The following is a 17,132-nucleotide window of genomic DNA, read 5'->3' as shown; positions in this document are numbered from 1 at the left end:
CTCCGTGCCAGACTCTCAAAAGCCCTTTCCCATCAAAGTGTTAAACAAACGTCTGCCGCGATCGCCAAAATTCAACCACGTCAAACCACGAAAAGTGCGCAACTTCTTGCGCAGTACTGTGCAAGAAGTTGCGCACTTGGCTGGAAGCCACGCATCACAAGGCCTGCAACGATTTTGACTGATAAAAACACCGAAGGCACTGCGCAACTTCTTGCGCACTTCGCCGAATACTTCGATTTGATACACCGCATCACAAATGAAGTACCTCAAGCCTTATTTATCAATCGTCAGCCACTTCTTAAAGTTCTCTCCAACAGCAGCCCATCATCCCGACAGGCTTGCGACTGGAGATATCCCAATGCCTTTCATCAGCGTGCGCATCACCCGTGACGGTGTCACTCGGGAGCAGAAAGCCCAGGTGATCAAGGAAATCACCGAGACGATGCAGCGGGTGCTCAACAAGGATCCGCAACTCACGCACATCGTCATCGAGGAAGTCGACACGGACAACTGGGGTTATGCCGGCATGACCACCACGGAGTACCGCAAAACCCGCATCGATTAACGCCAGCCGTTACGTCAGGCAGCAGCGTTATCGACCACGTCTGGCGTTCGAAAATCTGTTCCCTCAATTCTTTCGATTACATGAGGAATCATCATGAGCACGTCCAATAAAGTGGTAGTGGTTACCGGCGCATCGCAAGGCATCGGCGCTGGCCTGGTCAAAGGCTTTCGTGAGCGCGGCTATCAGGTCGTCGCGACCTCCCGTTCAATCCAGCCCTCTACCGACCCGGATATCCTGACGGTGGCTGGCGACATCGCTGATCCTGAAACCGCCGAGCGTGTTATCCGCGAAGCTGTCGCCCGCTTCGGTCGGATCGACACGCTGGTCAACAATGCGGGCATCTTTGTCGCGAAGCCATTTACCGCTTACAGCAAAGAAGATTACGCCCAGGTCGTGGCCACCAACATGAGCGGCTTCTTCCACATCTCGCAACGGGCGATTGCCGAGATGGAAAAGCACAGCAGCGGCCACATTGTCAGCGTGACCACCAGCCTGGTGGATCATGCCATCGACGGCGTACCGTCGGTGCTGGCCTCACTGACCAAGGGGGGCATCAATGCGGCAACCAAATCGCTGGCCATCGAGTACGCCAAGCGCGGCATTCGGGTCAACGCCGTGTCGCCCGGCATCATCAAGACGCCGATGCATGGCGTGGAGACTCACGCAGCGCTCGGCAGCCTGCACCCGGTTGGCCATATGGGTGAGATCGATGACATCGTGCAAGCGATCCTCTATCTGGACAGTGCGAATTTCGTCACCGGTGAGATTCTGCACGTCGATGGCGGTCAGAGCGCGGGGCATTGATTGCGCGATTGCCCCTGCAACAAGGAAACGGCGCCGTCGGTGTATACCGGCGGCGCCGTTTCATGTAGTAAACACCGGGATGAAATGTCTGTTGAGCCTCGGTGTCCTCCCTTATGAAACGCCACTTTGATGACTTGCAATTGGGCAGTATCGAACTGTTTTGCCTCGCCGCTGAAGCGGGTAGCTTCACCGCGGCCGCGCAGCTTGCCGGAGTGACGCCGGCAGCGGTGAGTCGGTCGATTTTGCGTCTGGAACAACGGTTAGGCTCTCGGCTGTTTACCAGAACCACGCGCAGCATCCGCTTGACCGATGCAGGTCGAAACTTTTTCGTCCAGTGCAGCCAGGCGCTGACGCAATTGGTCGAAGCCCAACAGCAAGTCATGGGCGCGCAGACCACCGCGTCAGGGCGGTTGCGCATCAGCCTTCCGACCACTTACGGGCATCACCGCATCCTGCCGCTGCTGCCGAAGTTTCGCGCGCTGTATCCCGAAGTGACCGTGGATATTCACTTGGGTAATCGCAACATCGACTTCGTCGCGGAGGGCTACGATCTGGCGATCCGCGTCCGGGCACAACCAGACTCGACGATGATTGCGCGCCTGCTGGAGGACGCGCAACTGGTGGTGGTTGCCTCCCCGGACTATCTGCACAAGGCGGGTACGCCGCTGACGCTCGAAGACCTGGATCAGCATGAGTGCATCCAGTTCGAACTGCCCAGCAGCGGGCGACGGATCTCCTGGCTGTTTCAGGAAAAGGGTCAGGATCGTGAGGTGTTTTCCAACGGTGGTTACGCCTGCTCAGACGATGTGCTCGGCGGCGTAACGCTGGCCAAGCATGGTGCGGGGCTGTTCCAGACCTACCGATTCATTGTCGAACAGGAACTGGCGGACGGCCGCCTCGTCGAGGTGCTTCAGCCCTATGGCGGTCGCTCAAGGCCTTACACCTTGCTCTACCCGCACGGTCGCTATGTGCCGCAACACGTACGGGCCTTCGTCGATTTCCTCCTGCAATACCGGGATCAATGGGCGGCGCTTTAGCAACAAATACGCCGGACACCAGAGAGCGATTGCACTGGCTCTGGCCACGCAGGTAGTATTGAGAGGGATTCTCACTAACATCTGGAAAGCCCACCAGTGCACCCTTCTTCGTCCAGCAAGCTGGGATTCTTTTTCAGCGATCATCATCGATGGCTGCTGCAGCACATCAACCGGCAGGTGCGCAATCACGCGGATGCCGAAGACACCGCCGCCGATACGTTTTGCCAGTTGCTGGCGACGCGTGTCGACCCCGACAGCATCGAGCAACCCCGCGCTTATCTGTCGACCATTGCGCGCCGATTGATCTTCGACCGCCATCGCCGGCGCAAGCTGGAACTGGCTTATCTTGAGCGTCTGTCGGCCCTGCCCGAAGCATTGGCGCCCTCCCCTGAAGAACAACTGCAATTGATCGAAGCGCTGGTGGCCATCGACCGCGCCATCGACGGCTTGCCGTTGATCGTCAAGGCCACGTTCCTCTACAGCCAGCTGGATGGGCTGAGCTACGTGGCGATTGCGCAGAAACTGGGGCTGTCGGAACGCACCGTCAGTCGCTACATGAAACAGGCCTTGCGCCAGTGTTATTTGTGCGAAGTGGCGCCATGAGCCCGCCACGCCTGGACCCGGTCAGCGAACAGGCCATCGACTGGATGGTCAAGCTTCGCGCCGGCACGCCCGACGCTGCATTGCAACAGCGCTTCGACGCCTGGCTGGCCAAGGATCGGGCGCACAGCCAGGCGTGGGAAACCTTGCAGGAGCGCCTCGGCGGCTCGTTCAACACGGTTCGCGCGCTGGATCGACGCTTGCCCGGTCAGGCGGGTGAGGCTCGTCAGGTGTTATTGCAGCCACAGGCTTCGCGCCGCGACGCCTTGCGGGTGATTGCAGGCCTCGGTCTGCTGGGTGGCAGTCTGTTTCTGGGTAGCAAAACCCGCTTGGGTGAAACGCTGCTGGCTGATCTGCACACCCGGCGCGGCCAGCGGCAGACGTTCAATCTGGCCGATGGCAGCCGCCTGAGCCTGAACGCCGACAGCGCGGTGGATTTGCGTTTCGATGATGCACAACGCGTGGTCATCCTGCGTCACGGCGAATTGGTGATAGAGGTCGCGCCTGACTCGCGCCGCCCGCTGATCGTGCGTACTGCCGAAGGCGAAATGCGAGCACTGGGCACACGTTTTCTGGTCGCCCAGGAACCGGACGCCAGCCGCCTCGTGGTGTTGCAGCATTCGGTCCAGGCGCGCTTGTTCGATGACACCACGCAAGTGGTTCGTGAAGGTCAGGCGGTCGTCCTTACCTCGCGCACGATCACTTTTGCCAGCGACGACGAACGCCGGCGCGCCGACTGGTTGAACGGAAAGTTGAATGTGCTGGATGAATCACTGGAGCGCGTGGTCGATGCGCTGCGCCCTTACAGTCGCGGCTTCGTGCGCGTGGCCCCCGAGGTTCGGAGCTTGCGTGTTCAGGGCGTGTTCCCGCTGGATGACGCCGATCGCACCTTGAGCGCGCTGGCCGAAACCCTGCCGATTCGCGTCAATCGCTACAGCCCGTGGCTGACCTTGATCAGTAAAAAGTGAGGGATGAAAAGTTTTTTTGAAAATCGTTCTTGTTTGTGTCCGGTTTTCATTTCTCATCCCTCCTATCTCCTGACACTTTCATAAAAACAGGAGATTGTTGTGCTCAACACGTGGCCCCGTACCCTTTCCGTCGCCGTTGCTCTGACAACGCTGGCGAGCTCAGCACTGGCGCAAGACCTGAGCTTCAACCTGCCGGCTGGCCCCCTCGCCAATACGCTCAATGCGATTGCCGGCCAGAGCGGGCAAATCATTTCGCTGGAACCATCGCTGGTACAGGGCAAACAGGCACCGGCGGTGATCGGCCAGATGCCGGCCGAACAAGCGCTGCAAAAGGCGCTGTCGGGCAGTGGTTTGCAGCTACGCGTCACGGGGCATGGCAACTTCAGCGTCGAGCCGGCCAGCGCCAGCAACGCGGTGCTGCAACTGGGAGCCACCAACATCGTTGAGCGCAGCTTCGATGCCACCACTGAAGGTTCCGGTTCCTATGCCGCACGGGCTGTGACCATCGGCAAAGGCACGCACACGCTCAAGGAAATCCCGCAGTCGGTCACTGTAATGACCCGCAAGCAAATGGATGATCAGGGTCTCACCGACCTCAAAGACGCCGCCAACAAGACCACCGGTCTGGTCGGCGTCCAGGGCGTCGGCAAAGGCATGATCCTCACCTCACGTGGATTTCAGATTGACGACTGGCAGTACGACGGCGTGCCGATCCCGCGCAACACCTACGCGCTGGGCAACTGGGCGACCCAGGACCTGATCTTCTTCGATCGTCTGGAAGTGCTGCGCGGCGCATCCGGCCTGCTGCAAGGCGCCGGCAGCCCCGGCGGCGCGGTCAACCTGGTGCGCAAACGCGGCCAGAACGCCCCGACCGTGACCATCACTGGCAAGGCCGGCTCTTGGGATCACTATGGTTTGCAACTGGATGCCGGTGGGCCACTGAATGCCACCGGCACGGTGCGTGGGCGTTTCGTCGCCGACGAAGACCAGAGCCAGTCGTTCGTCGATTACGAATGGAGCAAGACTCACTCGCTGTACGGCGCACTGGATTTCGACCTGAGCGACGACACCACGCTGGGCGTGGCGGTCAGCCACTCCGACGGCGAGTCGCGACCGATGATCCGCGGCCTGCCGCGCTACACCGACGGCAAACCGCTGAATGTGCCGCGTTCCACCTACGGGGGCGCACGCTGGAACCATTTGGACATCGACGTCACCACGCTTTATACCGATCTGGAGCACCGCTTCAACGACGACTGGGCGTTCAAGGCCGGCGCCGTGCGCATGAGTGAAACCAACAAAGGCAAAAGTCAGCGGCTGCAAACCAGTGGCGACGGAATCAAGCCCGATGGCAGTGGTATTCAATACGCCGACTTCGTGACCGATTTCGACGCGACCAAGCTCGGTCTGGATACCAACATCACCGGCCACTTCGAAGCCTTGTCGATGGAGCACGAAGTCATGCTGGGCGGCAATTACGCCAAGTACACCTCCGACGATAAAATCGCCCGAACCTTCAACAACAATGCCACCGACACGATCTTCGGCATCGACCACGACCGTCAGCAAATCAGCTACGAAGGCTTGCTCAATACGCCGGGCGGCCGTGCCACGCCGAGCAAATACGAGATCAGCCAAAAAGGTCTGTATGGCAGTTGGCGAGTCAAACCGATCGAACCGTTGACCCTGGTGCTTGGCTCGCGGGTGAGCTGGTATGACTACAACTACCAGTCCGCGACCCAAGTGGCTTTCAGCGACGTCGTTACGCCCTTGCCGGATAGCACCGCCAAGGAAACCGGTGTCGTCACGCCCTACGCCGGCATCATTTACGACCTGAGCCGCGAATGGGCGGTGTATGCCAGCTACACCGATGTGTTCGAACCGCAAACCAACCGCGACGCCAGTGGCCAGACGCTCAAACCGGTGGTGGGCAGCAACTACGAGGTCGGCCTCAAGGGCGAATTGATGGATGGCCGGGTCAACACGTCGTTGGCGCTGTTCCGCTATGACCAGGAGAACCGTGCCGTCAACGACCTCGCGTCAGGGATGATCTGCGACGGCTGGTATTGCTCCTCGCCGGCCGGCAAAGTCCGCAGCCAGGGGATCGAAGCCGAGATCAGCGGCGAAGTCCTGACCAATCTGCAACTGTTTGCCGGCTATACCTACAACACTACCAAGTACCTGGATGATCCCGATAACGAGGGCAAAGTCTTCAGTACCTGGACGCCGAAACACATGCTGCGGGTCTGGGGTGCCTACCAGTTCAGCGGCGACTGGGAGCGTGTCAGCACCGGCCTGGGTTTCACCACCCAAAGCCATACGCTGGGTTATGAACACACCTACGACGTCGCCGGTTACACCGTGTGGAGTGCGCGGCTCGGTTACCAGTTGAGCAAGGAAATCGGTCTGGCAGTGAACGCCAACAACCTGTTCGACAAGCGCTACTACACCGCTGCCTACAACCAGCTCAACGGCAACAACAACTTCGGCGACCCGCGCAATGTGATGTTCAGCGTGAAGTACACGCCGCAGTTCTGAGGCCTTTTTGCCACATCGATCCGCCGGATGTTGGTCTTCGGCGGATCAACCTGAACATCAGACAGCCAGCAGTTGCCGAGTGGTCGCCATCGACGTATTGAGCGACTGCCCCGTGCGTTGCAGCTTGTTCAACAAGCTGGCACCCAGCCACAGCTGATACAGGGTTTCCGCCAAGTGCCGCGCGTCCCCCGCAGGCAGACTCTGTTCAGCCTGGCCCTGCTCGATGCACAAGGTGATGCGAGCCACCACTCGTTCGGCGCCATCACGCAAGGTGAGGCGCATGGACTCGGACAGGTCGGCCACTTCGGCGCTGAGTTTCACCACCAGACACTCATCGCCATGCCCTTCAAGGGTGCAACGGTTCTGCCAGCCCTGCCAGTAATTCATCAGCCGCTCATAAGCCGTCAGCCCGGGCAACGTCAGACGCCGCTCCATGTCAGCCAGATAACCGACAAAGTAATCCTCGAGCAAGGCCTGGCCGTAAAGCTCCTTGGACTTGAAGTAGTGATAGAACGAGCCCTTGGGCACGCCGGCGGTTTGCAGGATTTCATTGAGGCCGACACTGGTGAAGCCCTTCTCGGCCATCATCCGGTGGCCGGTGTCGAGCAAGTGTTGGCGGGTATCGTCGTAGGTCGGTTTCATGGGGCGCAAAGTACCAGACAATAGACCAGTCGTATATTTCAAAGGAACGCAAGTTTGCCACACCTGTCACTGAAAAAGCTTCGGATAAAAAATTACTAGACGACTGGTCTAATTGGACTCTATGCTGCGCTCCGACAACTCATCTTCCGGTGTCGCCACTGCGCAAATCCGTTGTGCAGCGACGCCACCCGATCAACCCCAGGGTGCTCTATGAAAATCTTGATGGTTCTGACTTCGCACGATCAACTCGGCAGCACCGGCAAGAAAACCGGTTTTTGGCTGGAAGAGTTCGCCGCCCCCTACTTCGCCTTCAAGGACGCCGGTGCCGACGTCACGCTGGTGTCCCCGGCCGGTGGCCAGCCGCCGCTGGATCCGAAAAGCGACGAGCCCGACGCGCAGACCGCCGAAACCGATCGCTTTCGCAATGACCCGGCGGCGCAACAGGCGCTGGCCAACACCGGTCGCCTGGCGGATGTCAACGCAGACGATTTCGATGCCGTGTTCTACCCAGGTGGCCACGGCCCACTGTGGGATCTGGCCGAAGACCAGCAGTCGATCGCGTTGATCGAAGCCTTCGACCGCGCCAACAAGCCCCACGGTTTTGTCTGCCATGCGCCGGGCGTGTTGCGTCACGTCGTCAAGGCAGACGGCAAGCCGCTGGTTCAGGGTCGCGAAGTCACCGGTTTCACCAATTCCGAAGAAGCGGCTGTCGGCCTGACGGATGTGGTGCCTTTCCTGATCGAGGACGAGTTCCAGCGCCTCGGTGGCCGTTACTCAAAAGTCGCTGACTGGCAGGTGCATGTGGTGGCCGATGGGCAACTCGTTACCGGCCAGAACCCGGCCAGCTCCGCCGCCGTTGCCGAGAAACTGTTGAAAATGCTCGGCTGATTCCAGCCGCCCTGCTCTGCTCATAAAGAGCTGCCCGAACGCCGTGTGCGTGTCACACGGCGTTTTTTTTATCCGATTAATAGTCGACTGGTCTAATAAACCATCACAAGGTCATTCATGAACAACAGCGTTTACTTCAATCCCGCCAAACTGGGTCTGCACACCCTGAAAAACCGCATCGTCCTGCCGCCCCTCACCCGCCAGCGCAGTACTCAACCGGGCAACATTGCCAATGAGCTGATGGCCGAGTATTACCAGCAGCGGGCCGGCGCAGGTTTGCTCGTCACCGAAGGCACACAGATCGAACCCCGTGGCCAGGGTTACGCCTGGACACCAGGCATTCACACGCCCGAGCAAATTGCCGGTTGGCGCAAAGTCACCAAGGCCGTGCATGCTGTCGATGGCGTGATCTTCGCTCAACTGTGGCACGTCGGCCGTGTGTCCCACACCGCGCTGCAACCTGACGGCGCAGCGCCGGTGTCGGCTTCCGCCGTGGCCACTGATCGAGTCAGCGTGTTCATCGAAACCGCACCTGGCACCGGCGAACTGGTACCGCCGTCCGCTCCTCGCGCACTGAGCACCGATGAGGTTCAGGCACTCATTCAGCTGTATATCCAGGCTGCGCGCAACGCGATGGAGGCCGGATTCGACGGCATCGAACTGCACTGCGCCAATGGCTACCTGGTGAACCAGTTCATTTCCGCCCACAGCAACCTGCGCACCGATCAGTACGGTGGTTCGCTGCACAACCGCCTGCGTTTTCTGCGCGAAGTGGTAGGCGGTGTCGCCGAGTGCATCGGCAAGGAAAAAGTCGGCGTGCGTTTCGCGCCGCTGTTCAGCACCACCGATGAAGCGCGGACTTACCTGGGCATGGTCGAGGAAGATCCGCACACCACTTACATCGAAGCGATCAAAGTGCTGGAAGAGGTGGGCATTGCCTATCTGTCGATTGCCGAAGCTGACTGGGAGAATGCGCCCGCGATGCCAAAGTCATTTCGCCAGGCGGTGCGCGCCACCTTCAGCGGCGCGATCATTTACGCCGGGCGCTACAACGCTGAGTCTGGCGCGCAGTTGCTCGATTCCGGCCTCGCTGACTTTGTCGCCTTCGGACGACCGTTCATGGCCAACCCGGACCTGCCCGCGCGAATCGCCAATGACTGGCCGCTGAACGCACTGAACCCGGCCACGGTGTATGGCGGCAATGCCGAGGGTTACGTGGATTACCCTGCTTACCCCGCCTGACGCAAAGATCTCGACAAAGTGCTCCCGCTCCTGTGGGAGCACTGCTTTACGTCGCCCATCCGTCCCCCGTTCTGAGAGGCGACTGGAAGTAACGCCTTCCCCTCTTCACAAAAAAAATGACGCGCCATTGTCAGCTCGATTTTTTCGGCCTATCTTTACAAAAACCTATACAAGGCACGCCGCAATGTACAACTCAGAGCCGTGGCCGCTGACGCTTTATTTTGACGGTGAATGCCCGCTCTGTGCGCGAGAAATCAAGCAGTTGCGCCAACCCTGACGGCAGCCGTCGTTGTCACGCCAGCCACAACTGTTGTCGCACTCCTGTCCTGTCGCAACGCCGCGAGAAATCCGAATGACTCAATCATTAGCCAATCAGTACCGTGAAATTCTTCTCGGCGTCGGTGAAAACCCCGACCACGAAGGACTGCGGGACACGCCCAAGCGTGCCGCCAAAGCCATGCAGTTCCTGTGCGACGGCTACACGATGAACCTGGAAGGCATCATCAATGGCGCGTTGTTCGAGTCACAGAACGATGAAATGGTCATCGTTCGCGACATCGAACTTTATTCATTGTGCGAACACCACATGCTGCCCTTCATCGGCAAGGCCCATGTGGCCTACATCCCCACTGGCCGGGTGTTGGGACTGTCGAAAGTGGCCCGGGTGGTCGACATGTTCGCGCGCCGTTTGCAGATCCAGGAAAACCTGACCAGACAGATCGCCGACGCGATCCAGCAAATTACCGATGCCGCCGGTGTGGCCGTGGTCATTGAAGCCAGGCACATGTGCATGATGATGCGCGGTGTGGAAAAGCAGAATTCGATCATGACGTCATCGGTCATGCTCGGTGCCTTTCGAGAGTCCTCCAGCACGCGTCAGGAGTTTCTCCAACTGATCAGCCGATGAAGTTGATTTCGTTGCGGGCTTGTCGAGTCAAATACACCGATAAACCTATACAAGCATAGATAGCTGTACAAGCAATTTTGTGGAATGTCCTCCACCTTGACTTGTGTATTCAGGGAGTAAAAACAATGACCCGTTTTTTGGTTTTACTGGCTCTGGTACTCAGCCTTTCGAGCTGTGGCAGCGTCGATGTCGACCACTATGCCGACCAGCAACCAGCCTTCAACCTGGAGAAGTTCTTCAGCAAACCGGTGAAAGCCTGGGGAATGTTTCAAAAACGCTCTGGCGAAGTCGTCAAGCGCTTCGAGGTCAACATCGAGAGTCGCCGCGAGGGCAATAACCTGATTCTCGACGAGCGTTTCCTCTACAGCGATGGCACTCGCGAACGCCGCGTCTGGACCCTGACCCCGGAGGGTGCGGGCAAATGGCGCGGTCGCGCTGGCGATGTGGTCGGCGAGGCAGAAGGTCAAGTGGCCGGCAACGCCTTGCGTTGGCGCTACATCCTGAGCCTGCCGGTCGATGGCTCCGTTTATGAGGTGAGCATGGACGACTGGATGTACCTGATGGACGAGGACACCTTGATCAACCGCACCACCATGTCCAAGTTCGGTGTCGAGATCGGCCAGGTGACCTTGTTCTTCCGTCGCCAGAGTGCGGGAGACAATCAATGACTGATTCGCTCAGCATGAACTCCCTGGGCGACGGCTACCGCGCCTTGGTGATCGGCGCCAGCGGTGCGCTCGGCACGGCATTCTGTGACTGGCTGAAGCAGGACCCTCGGTGCGCAGCAGTTCGCGAGCTGGGGCGTAAAACAATTCCCGCACTTGATCTCGAACACCCGGAGACGATCGCCAGCGCCGCCGCCGAATTGGCGACAGAAGCGCCGTATCAGTTGATCGTGCATGCCGCCGGGCTGCTCCATCGCGACGCGATCAAACCGGAAAAAAGCTACAGCGCGCTGGAAGACGCAGCGCTCCAGGCCGTCTTTCAAGTGAACACGCTGGGGCCGGCGATGGTCTTGCGCCACTTCCTGCCACTGCTTGATCCCCAAGGTGCGATGGCGATGCTCTCGGCCAAGGTCGGCAGCATCGGCGATAACCGTTTGGGCGGCTGGTACGCCTATCGCGCCTCCAAGGCTGCGCTGAACATGCTGATCAAAACCGCGGCCATCGAACTGGCCCGCACTCGTCCGCACAGCCGCTTGCTGAGCCTGCATCCTGGCACGGTCGTTTCGGCGCTGTCGCAACCTTTTCGCGGTGCATCGGCGGCCCGCCCGGCCAGCGTTGCCAGCCATGAACTCTTGACCCTGATCGACCGGCTGACGCCAGCCGACAGCGGCCATTTCTTTGCCTACGACGGAGAACGCCTACCCTGGTAGGCAAGGAGTTATCGATGAATCTGCAAACGCTCACCGAACGCGCCGCCAACAGCGAAATACGTGAACTGGAACTGCTGTCGCTGGAAGGTGGTTTTTATCTGGCGCGCATCCGCATGGATGACGGCCAGTTCACCTTGCTCGACGATGCCGCCAAACCCATGCGTCTGCGTTCAATCAGTCATCTGCGGGACTTGCTGCAAACCGTTCCGGCATTTCCCTGCGTGTTGGTGCAGCAATGTGTCCACGACGAAATGTGCGGTCGGGATTCAGGCCCGGTCGAAGAGTTGCGGCTGCCTTTTTCGCTGACAGCAACTTGATGAACCGCACGCTGCCGGAATGTTGCCAATGAGCAAGGTCAATCGCTTGTGCCTGATCCTCGGTGATCAGCTGTCGTTTGACCTGGCTTCACTGCAGGGGCTCGACCCCGAACAGGATGCGGTGCTTATGGTCGAGGTAATGGAGGAAGCCAGCCATGTGCCTCATCACCCGCAAAAGATCGCCCTGATCTTCAGTGCCATGCGTCACTTTGCCAAGGCGCTGCAAGCCCGAGGCATGCGTGTGGAGTACGTCACGCTTGATGACCCGCTCAATAGCGGATCAGTGCCAGGCGAATTAGGTCGCTGGCAGACACGCCTGCAACCGGAAGAACTGCACGTCACTGAATGCGGCGACTGGCGCCTGGAGCAGTCTCTGCAGGACTGTGAGCTAGCCATTCATTGGCATGCCGATACGCGTTTTCTGTGCAGTCGCAGCGAATTCAGCACGTGGGCGGCGGGTAAAAAACAGCTGCGCATGGAGTACTTCTACCGCGAGATGCGCCGCAAGAGCGGCCTGTTGATCAATGGCGACGGCACGCCGGTCGGCGGCGCCTGGAACTTTGATGCCGAAAACCGCAAAGCCTTGCCCAAAGGGGTGAAAGCCCCCTATCCGACTGGTTTCGCCAACGACGCCATCACCCTCGAAGTCCTCGCACTGGTCAAGGAACGCTTCAGCCAACACTACGGTTCTCTGGATGACTTCAACTATCCCGTGACCCGTGCCGACGCTCAATCGCTGTGGCATTACTTCCTCGATTATGGCCTGGCCGGGTTCGGCGATTACCAGGACGCCATGGCCAGCGATGAACCCTTTCTGTTCCATGCGCGGATCAGCGCGGCGCTCAATATCGGTCTGCTGGATTTGCGCCAGTTGTGCAGTGACGTGGAGTCGGCTTACTGGTCAGGCGGTATTGCGCTCAATGCCGCCGAGGGATTCATTCGGCAATTGATCGGCTGGCGCGAATACGTGCGCGGAGTTTACTGGCTGAAGATGCCTGACTATGCCCAAGGCAATTCATTCGGTAACCAACGGCCCTTACCGGAGTTCTACTGGACGGGCGAAACGCAGATGAACTGCATGCGTCAGACGATCGGGCAAAGCCTGAAACACGCCTATGCTCACCATATCCAGCGGTTGATGGTGACGGGGAACTTTGCCTTGCTCGCCGGCATTGCACCGAGCCAGATCTGCGAGTGGTACCTGGCCATTTACATGGATGCCTTCGATTGGGTGGAGTTGCCCAACACCCTGGGGATGGTCATGCACGCCGATGGTGGCTATCTCGGTTCCAAGCCTTACTGCGCCAGCGGCCAGTACATCAACCGGATGTCTGACTACTGTCGCGATTGTGCTTACAAGGTCAGCGAAAGCACCGCTGACAACGCCTGCCCTTTCAATGCGCTGTACTGGCATTTCCTGATGCGCCATGGCGATCTTCTGCGCAGCAACCAGCGCATGGGGATGATGTACAAAAATCTCGATCGCATGCCTGAAGCCAAACAACAGGCACTTTGGCAACGAGGCCAAAAGTTGCTTGCCACACTGGATAACGGCGAGTCGTTATAAAACGGCGCGTCTGCGCCACTACGGGTGCAACTTAACCGTCAGGCGGCGTGTCAATGTGAGGATTCCCGGTGTTCGATTGAACCGAGTTGAATGAACTCAAACAACAATCAAGAAGGCTCGATTGGTGGAAATTCTGAAGCATCTTACCCGCGAGGCGCTTGAGGCAGAGGTGATGCGCCTGCGCCTGGCTCTGGAGAGTGGCGCGGCTGCAACCCCGGATATGGCCGCACAGCTTGCCGCCAGTCGAGTGGCGCTCGCCAATAGCGAGGCGCGCTTCAGTACCATTCTGGAAACCATCGAGGCCGCATTCGCCATCGTCAAAGTCAAATTCGACGCCGACGATCGCCCCGTGGATTACTACTTCGTCGAGGCCAATCCGGCGTTCGAACGTCAGTGCGGCGTCAACTTGCGGGGCAAATGGGTCACCGAGTTTGCGCCTAACCTTGAGCGTTTCTGGTTCGAGACCTATGGCCACGTGGCCAAGACCGGCGAGCCGGCAAACTTCGAAAACTACGCCAATACCTTTGAGCGCTGGTTCGATGTGCGTGCCGTGCGGGTCGGCGATCCTGCCGACCGACAGATCGCGATCTTCTTCAGCGACGTCACCGCCCGCCGGGACGCCGAGGAGCGGCTGCGTATCAGCGAGGCGGTCGCGCGGGAAAACGTCGAGCGCGTGCAACTCGCCCTCGCGGCCGGCGCTATTATTGGCACCTGGCACTGGGATCTGCCGACCAATCGCTTCACCGTGGACGAATCCTTTGCGAAGATTTTTGACCTTGACCCCAAGCTGGGCCGCCATGGCCTGAGCCTGGAACAAGTGGTGATGTCCGTACACCCCGAAGACCGGGATGGACTCACCTGTGCAATCAATGAAGCAATTGCCCGCGGTGGCGCCTATTCGCATCAATACCGGGTTCGCCGCGCGGATGGAAAATACAACTGGATCGAGGCCAACGGACGCGTCGAATGCGCAACTGACGGTACCCCGCTGCGCTTTCCCGGCGTGCTCATCGATGTTGAGCACCGGCGCAATGTCGAGGAGGAACGCGACCGCGCCAACGCCGCGTTACGTGCACTCAACGACACTCTGGAGCAGCGGGTATTGGCACGCACGGCCGATCTCATGCAGGCCGAAGAGAAACTGCGCCAGTCACAGAAAATGGAAGCGGTCGGCCAACTGACCGGAGGCCTGGCCCATGATTTCAACAATCTTCTGGCCGGCATCTCGGCCGCCCTGGAACTGATGCACAAGCGCATTGCTCAAGGCCGTTTCAAGGATGTCGACAAGTACATGGTGACCGCGCAAGGCGCAACCAAACGTGCGGCGGCCCTGACGCATCGCCTGCTGGCCTTCTCCCGTCGCCAGACCCTCGACCCACGGCCGACTGACGTAAACAGCCTGATCGTCGGAATGACCGAGTTGATCCAGCGCACCGTCGGCCCGAGCATTCGTTTGAATACGGTGGCTGCACCCGGTCTCTGGAACGCGCTCGTGGACGCCAGCCAACTGGAAAACGCCCTGCTGAATCTGTGCATCAACGCCCGCGATGCGATGCCCGATGGCGGACGCATCACGGTGGAAACCGCCAATCGATCGATTGAGAGCGAATCAGCCCGCGCCCTGGATATGCCCGCTGGCGAATACCTTTGCCTGTGTGTCACGGACACCGGCACCGGCATGAGTGATGAAGTCATCGCGAAAGCATTCGACCCGTTTTTCACCACCAAGCCGCTCGGCCAAGGCACGGGGCTGGGGCTGTCGATGATCTACGGGTTCACCAAGCAATCTGGCGGTCAGGTGCGGGTGCATTCGCAAGTGGGCCAAGGCACAGAGATGTGCATCTACCTCCCTAGGTATCGCGGCCATGCTCTACAACAGCAGGATCCTATGGGCAGCACTACAACGCCGCTGGCCAAAACAGGTGAAACCATCCTGATTGTCGACGACGAACCGACGGTGCGGATGCTACTCAAAGACGTGCTCAGCGAACTCGGCTACAACCTGCTGGAAGCGGCCGACAGCATCGAAGGGCTCGAAGCGTTACGCTCCAGCGCCCACATCGACTTGCTCATCACCGATGTCGGTTTGCCCGGCGGCATGAACGGGCGACAGATGGCCGATGCGGGCAAACAGATCAGGCCGAGATTAAAAACCCTGTTCATCACCGGCTATGCCGAAAACGCCGTGATCGGCAGCGGCCAACTGGGGCCCGGAATGCAAGTGCTGACCAAGCCGTTTGCCGTCGACACCCTGATTACCCGCGTGAGCAACTTGATGTCCGCCAAACTGGAATGAGGCTGCCGTGAGCAATCATCTGGATCGCCGCAATAACCTGTCGCTGGACAGCCTCAATTTTTTCCTCGCGGATGTGCGCGACGGCCTCGGGCCCTATCTGGCGATTTACCTGTTGGCGGTGCATCACTGGGACCCGGCCAGCATCGGCGTAGTGATGACGATTGCCGGGGTCGCGGCGCTCATCACCCAGACGCCCGCCGGCGCGCTGGTCGACAGTACCCGAGCCAAACGCGCATTGATTGCGATCGCAGCGCTGCTGGTGACGGGAAGTTGCCTCGCGTTGCCCTTCGTGACCTCCTTCAGCCTCGTAGCGCTGACCCAGGCCCTGAGCGCTGCAGCGGCTTCGATCTTCGCCCCGGCCATTTCCGCGATCACCCTGGGCATGACGGGACCACGGGCGTTCACGCGACGAACCGGGCGCAATGAAACCTTCAACCATGCCGGCAATGCCTGCGCCGCACTGCTTGCCGGCCTGTTCGCTTATCTGTTCGGCCCCGTCGCGGTGTTCTATTTGATGGCGGCCATGGCGCTGGCCAGCGTCATCGCCATCAACTTCGTGTCGGCACAAGCCATCGACCATGAACTGGCCCGCGGCCTCGAACCGGCGAACGCAGGCCACGGCCAGCCTTCCGGGTTTTCCGTGCTGCTGACCAACAAATCGCTGCTGCTGTTTGCCGTGTGCTGCGCGCTGTTTCACCTGGCGAACGCGGCGATGCTGCCATTGGTGGGTCAGAAACTCGCGCAAACCAATTTGCAGATGGCCACACCGCTGACCTCCGCCTGCATCGTTGCGGCGCAACTGGTCATGGTTCCGGCGGCGTTACTGGTCGGCGCCAAAGCCGACGTGTGGGGACGCAAGCCACTGCTGCTGGCAGGCTTTGTGATCCTGCCGATACGCGGCGTGCTCTACACGTTGTCCGACGATCCGTATTGGCTGGTCGCGGTGCAAATGCTCGATGGCGTTGGCGCGGGTCTGTTCGGCGCGTTGTTCCCTGTAATGGTCAAAGACCTCACCCACGGCACCGGGCATTTCAACATCAGCCTCGGCGCACTGACCACCGTGTTCGGCCTGGGCGCGGCGCTAAGCAATGGCCTCGCCGGGTTTGTCGTGCAAGGGGCTGGCTACAGCGCCGCGTTTCTGACATTGGCCGCGATTGCGGCTCTGGCGGTAATCCTGCTTTGGGTGGGGGTACCGGAAACGTTGCGTGAAAGGGAGCGTCACTCACAAAACCCTGTAGGCGCTGTCGAGTAAAACGAGGCTGCGATCTGTTGATCTTGATAAAACCAAGATCAACAGATCGCAGCGTATTGCAGCGCGAAACGCTACGCACAAACCGTTACTAGATCGGCGATAATGATCTGCTTGCGACCGGCCGCCACAATGCT

General features: G+C 59.5%; 16 protein-coding genes and 1 pseudogene. 16 read left to right on the top strand and 1 reads right to left on the bottom strand.

Going from position 1 to position 17,132, the window contains the following annotated elements:
- Positions 1 to 358: 358 nt before the first annotated feature.
- The 6 genes from ATI02_RS30665 to ATI02_RS30640 all read left to right on the top strand — a co-directional run bounded on the left by ATI02_RS30665 (position 359) and on the right by ATI02_RS30640 (position 6,512).
- On the top strand, positions 359 to 565 hold the full coding sequence (locus ATI02_RS30665) for a tautomerase family protein (RefSeq protein ID WP_095190111.1): 207 nt from the start codon (positions 359 to 361) through the stop codon (positions 563 to 565).
- 93 nt (positions 566 to 658) lie between these two features.
- Positions 659 to 1,369 (top strand): SDR family NAD(P)-dependent oxidoreductase, encoded by a 711-nt coding sequence (locus ATI02_RS30660; RefSeq protein WP_100848255.1) that lies wholly within the window; start codon positions 659 to 661, stop codon positions 1,367 to 1,369.
- Between the two features lie 113 nt (positions 1,370 to 1,482).
- The gene (locus tag ATI02_RS30655) at positions 1,483 to 2,406 is read left to right on the top strand and encodes a LysR family transcriptional regulator (protein WP_095190113.1); all 924 of its coding nucleotides are present in this window, start codon (positions 1,483 to 1,485) and stop codon (positions 2,404 to 2,406) included.
- Between the two features lie 96 nt (positions 2,407 to 2,502).
- Positions 2,503 to 3,009 carry a sigma-70 family RNA polymerase sigma factor gene (locus ATI02_RS30650; protein WP_095190114.1) on the top strand — a complete coding sequence of 169 codons (507 nt, stop codon included), beginning with the start codon at positions 2,503 to 2,505 and terminating at the stop codon, positions 3,007 to 3,009.
- Positions 3,006 to 3,974 (top strand): FecR domain-containing protein, encoded by a 969-nt coding sequence (locus tag ATI02_RS30645; protein ID WP_100848254.1) that lies wholly within the window; start codon positions 3,006 to 3,008, stop codon positions 3,972 to 3,974. The genes ATI02_RS30650 and ATI02_RS30645 overlap by 4 nt, the downstream gene beginning before the upstream one ends.
- A 99-nt stretch (positions 3,975 to 4,073) precedes the next feature.
- Complete coding sequence (locus ATI02_RS30640) at positions 4,074 to 6,512, top strand: TonB-dependent siderophore receptor (RefSeq protein ID WP_100848253.1); 2,439 nt, start codon at positions 4,074 to 4,076, stop codon at positions 6,510 to 6,512.
- A 57-nt stretch (positions 6,513 to 6,569) separates the two neighbouring features.
- Here the strand turns inward: ATI02_RS30640 and ATI02_RS30635 are convergent, their stop codons facing one another.
- The gene (locus ATI02_RS30635; protein WP_095190117.1) at positions 6,570 to 7,154 is read right to left on the bottom strand and encodes a TetR family transcriptional repressor CurR; all 585 of its coding nucleotides are present in this window, start codon (positions 7,152 to 7,154) and stop codon (positions 6,570 to 6,572) included.
- 210 nt (positions 7,155 to 7,364) lie between these two features.
- Between ATI02_RS30635 and ATI02_RS30630 the strand changes: the two genes are divergently transcribed.
- The 10 genes and pseudogenes from ATI02_RS30630 (at position 7,365) to ATI02_RS30585 (ending at position 16,998) form a co-directional block, all read left to right on the top strand.
- Complete coding sequence (locus ATI02_RS30630; RefSeq protein WP_095190118.1) at positions 7,365 to 8,042, top strand: type 1 glutamine amidotransferase domain-containing protein; 678 nt, start codon at positions 7,365 to 7,367, stop codon at positions 8,040 to 8,042.
- A 117-nt stretch (positions 8,043 to 8,159) separates the two neighbouring features.
- Positions 8,160 to 9,284, top strand: a complete 1,125-nt coding sequence (locus tag ATI02_RS30625; protein WP_100848252.1) for an alkene reductase — start codon at positions 8,160 to 8,162, stop codon at positions 9,282 to 9,284.
- 151 nt (positions 9,285 to 9,435) lie between these two features.
- Positions 9,436 to 9,552: pseudogene (locus ATI02_RS32995) on the top strand (DUF393 domain-containing protein); the annotation flags it as partial.
- Between the two features lie 84 nt (positions 9,553 to 9,636).
- On the top strand, positions 9,637 to 10,191 hold the full coding sequence (folE, locus tag ATI02_RS30615) for a GTP cyclohydrolase I FolE (RefSeq protein ID WP_100848251.1): 555 nt from the start codon (positions 9,637 to 9,639) through the stop codon (positions 10,189 to 10,191).
- A 125-nt stretch (positions 10,192 to 10,316) separates the two neighbouring features.
- Positions 10,317 to 10,859 (top strand): DUF3833 domain-containing protein, encoded by a 543-nt coding sequence (locus ATI02_RS30610; protein ID WP_100848250.1) that lies wholly within the window; start codon positions 10,317 to 10,319, stop codon positions 10,857 to 10,859.
- Positions 10,856 to 11,566, top strand: coding sequence for an SDR family oxidoreductase (locus tag ATI02_RS30605; RefSeq protein WP_100848249.1), 711 nt, complete (start codon positions 10,856 to 10,858; stop codon positions 11,564 to 11,566). Before ATI02_RS30610 ends, ATI02_RS30605 begins: the two co-directional genes overlap by 4 nt.
- A 14-nt stretch (positions 11,567 to 11,580) precedes the next feature.
- A complete protein-coding gene (locus ATI02_RS30600; RefSeq protein WP_095190122.1) occupies positions 11,581 to 11,883 on the top strand; it encodes a DUF6482 family protein in 303 nt (100 codons plus the stop codon).
- 28 nt (positions 11,884 to 11,911) lie between these two features.
- Positions 11,912 to 13,450 (top strand): cryptochrome/photolyase family protein, encoded by a 1,539-nt coding sequence (locus ATI02_RS30595; protein WP_100848248.1) that lies wholly within the window; start codon positions 11,912 to 11,914, stop codon positions 13,448 to 13,450.
- Between the two features lie 124 nt (positions 13,451 to 13,574).
- Positions 13,575 to 15,746: an ATP-binding protein gene (locus ATI02_RS30590; RefSeq protein WP_100848537.1), complete on the top strand. Its 2,172-nt coding sequence runs from the start codon at positions 13,575 to 13,577 to the stop codon at positions 15,744 to 15,746.
- 7 nt (positions 15,747 to 15,753) lie between these two features.
- Positions 15,754 to 16,998, top strand: coding sequence for an MFS transporter (locus ATI02_RS30585; RefSeq protein ID WP_100848247.1), 1,245 nt, complete (start codon positions 15,754 to 15,756; stop codon positions 16,996 to 16,998).
- Positions 16,999 to 17,132 lie beyond the last annotated feature (134 nt).

The organism is Pseudomonas baetica, assembly GCF_002813455.1.
Taxonomy (GTDB): domain Bacteria; phylum Pseudomonadota; class Gammaproteobacteria; order Pseudomonadales; family Pseudomonadaceae; genus Aquipseudomonas; species Aquipseudomonas baetica.
This window is presented reverse-complemented; position numbering and strand designations above follow the sequence as displayed.

Coding starts and splice junctions, on each gene's coding strand:
- ATI02_RS30665 (WP_095190111.1), top strand. CDS start 359: ATGCCTTTCATCAGCGTGCGCATCACCCGTGACGGTGTCACTCGGGAG.
- ATI02_RS30660 (WP_100848255.1), top strand. CDS start 659: ATGAGCACGTCCAATAAAGTGGTAGTGGTTACCGGCGCATCGCAAGGC.
- ATI02_RS30655 (WP_095190113.1), top strand. CDS start 1,483: ATGAAACGCCACTTTGATGACTTGCAATTGGGCAGTATCGAACTGTTT.
- ATI02_RS30645 (WP_100848254.1), top strand. CDS start 3,006: ATGAGCCCGCCACGCCTGGACCCGGTCAGCGAACAGGCCATCGACTGG.
- ATI02_RS30635 (WP_095190117.1), bottom strand. CDS start 7,154: ATGAAACCGACCTACGACGATACCCGCCAACACTTGCTCGACACCGGC.
- ATI02_RS30630 (WP_095190118.1), top strand. CDS start 7,365: ATGAAAATCTTGATGGTTCTGACTTCGCACGATCAACTCGGCAGCACC.
- ATI02_RS30625 (WP_100848252.1), top strand. CDS start 8,160: ATGAACAACAGCGTTTACTTCAATCCCGCCAAACTGGGTCTGCACACC.
- folE (WP_100848251.1), top strand. CDS start 9,637: ATGACTCAATCATTAGCCAATCAGTACCGTGAAATTCTTCTCGGCGTC.
- ATI02_RS30610 (WP_100848250.1), top strand. CDS start 10,317: ATGACCCGTTTTTTGGTTTTACTGGCTCTGGTACTCAGCCTTTCGAGC.
- ATI02_RS30605 (WP_100848249.1), top strand. CDS start 10,856: ATGACTGATTCGCTCAGCATGAACTCCCTGGGCGACGGCTACCGCGCC.
- ATI02_RS30600 (WP_095190122.1), top strand. CDS start 11,581: ATGAATCTGCAAACGCTCACCGAACGCGCCGCCAACAGCGAAATACGT.
- ATI02_RS30595 (WP_100848248.1), top strand. CDS start 11,912: ATGAGCAAGGTCAATCGCTTGTGCCTGATCCTCGGTGATCAGCTGTCG.